Origin of the sequence: Actinomadura chibensis NBRC 106107, assembly GCF_001552135.1 — a bacterium.
Lineage (GTDB): Bacteria > Actinomycetota > Actinomycetes > Streptosporangiales > Streptosporangiaceae > Spirillospora > Spirillospora chibensis.
On record NZ_BCQP01000121.1, the window covers coordinates 1 to 1,639 of the forward strand.

General features: G+C 70.0%; 2 protein-coding genes and 1 pseudogene. 1 reads left to right on the forward strand and 2 read right to left on the reverse strand.

Features of this window, described 5'->3' with window-relative positions; genetic code table 11:
- The coding region (locus ACH01S_RS41690; RefSeq protein WP_169809447.1) for a sensor histidine kinase at positions 1-745 on the forward strand (745 nt) is incomplete at its 5' end.
- A gap of 225 nt (positions 746-970) precedes the next feature.
- Here the strand turns inward: ACH01S_RS41690 and ACH01S_RS46885 are convergent.
- Entirely contained in the window at positions 971-1,468 is a 498-nt protein-coding gene (locus ACH01S_RS46885; RefSeq protein ID WP_083981746.1) for a P-loop nucleotide/nucleoside kinase family protein, read from the reverse strand.
- A pseudogene (locus tag ACH01S_RS46890) lies at positions 1,462-1,575 on the reverse strand (AAA family ATPase); the annotation flags it as partial. The gene ACH01S_RS46885 and the pseudogene ACH01S_RS46890, both read right to left, overlap by 7 nt.
- Positions 1,576-1,639 lie beyond the last annotated feature (64 nt).

The following is a 1,639-nucleotide window of genomic DNA, read 5'->3' on the forward strand; positions in this document are numbered from 1 at the left end:
GGCGGCGCGCGGGGTGCTGTCGGTGATCAACCGGCCGGGCGGCGCGGTGTTCTCGGCGGGGACGCAGCGGCTGCTGGAGGCGTTCGCCGGGCAGGCGGCGGTCGCGCTGGAGCTGGCCGAGCGGCGCCGCGACGCCGAGCGGCTGACCCTGCTGGAGGACCGCGACCGCATCGCCCGGGACCTGCACGACACCGTGATCCAGCGGCTCTTCGCAACCGCGATGGGCTTGATGGCGGCGATGAAGCTCATCCAGCGCAAGGAGGTCGCGGTGCGGGTGCAGCGCGCCGTGGACGACCTGGACGACACCATCCGCCAGATCCGCTCCACGATCTTCGCATTGCAGGGCCCCGAGGAGGGGGAGGAGTCACTGCGCAGCCGCGTCCACGCCCTGGTCGACGCCGCCACCGAGCAGTTGGGCTTCCCTCCTTCGGTACGACTGGACGGGCTCCTGGACACGGTGGTCGACGAGGAGACCGGCGAGCACCTGCTGGCGGTGGTGCGGGAGGCGCTGTCCAACGTCGCCCGGCACGCCCAGGCCACCCAGGCGGCTGTGAAGATCGACGTCGGCGACGACGTCACGGTTCTGGTCGAGGACGACGGCGTCGGCATCCCCGAAGGCGGCCGCCGCAGCGGCCTACGTAACATCGCCGAACGTGCCGAGGGATTGAACGGCTCGTGCACGGTCGAACTACGGCCCGGTGGCGGGACGGTGCTGTCCTGGTGCGTCCCCCTCAAGGAGGCGTAACCGGAGCAAGGGCCGGTGACGAGTCGTCCGAAATGGCCCGAGCGGCATTCCCATTGCGGCTGACGGAGCCGACTGTATCCGCGCCATTAATGTCCGCGTGAACTGGAACATTTGACGTCCCTACTCGGCTGGCGGCCCCTCGGCCCGGACTATCACCTTTCACACCGCCGGACGCGGAATTCCTCAGTGCCATTGCGTGGAGTCCGACGGTCGTGGCGTATTTGGTTAGTCGGGGGAGAGGGTGGGGCGGTGGGGCCAGAGGTGTTGGGTGTTGTGGGGGCGGATGGTGGTGAGGGCTTGGGTGAGGGCGGTGGTCAGTGGTCCGGCGGTGTTGATTGTGGTGGCTTGGGGCCAGGGGTCGGTGTGGGTGGACATGGCGGCGGCGATGGCGGTGTCGGCGTCGGAGGGGTTTCGGGTGCGGGTGCGGATGCGTTCGAAGGTGAGTGTTTGTGGGGCGTGGCAGCGCAGGGCGGTCAGGGTGGCGTGTTCGCGTGCGGCTGTTGCGGTGAGGAGGTCGCGGTGTTGTTGGGAGGTCCAGGAGGCGTCCAGGATGACGGTTTCGCCGTGGCGGAGGAGTCGGGTGGTGTGGTCGGCGAGTTCGTGGTAGGTGCGGTGGTCCCATTGGGGGTGTAGATGCCGGTGTTGTAGGGGGTGGGGGCGGGGTCGTGGGGGGCGAGTCCGGCGAGTTGTTTGCGGGTGTGGTCGCTGCTGAGCAGGGTGCAGCCGAGTTGGTCGGCCAGGGCGCGGGCCAGGGTGCTTTTGCCGGTGCCGGGCAGGCCGCCGATCAGGATGAGGTCGACTTGGCCGGCGCGTAGGTGGCGGAGTGCGATGTCGGCGTAGGCGCGCGCGTCGGCGGCAGCGGCGTCGGGGGCGTTGGGGGCGGTGTCGGGGGTG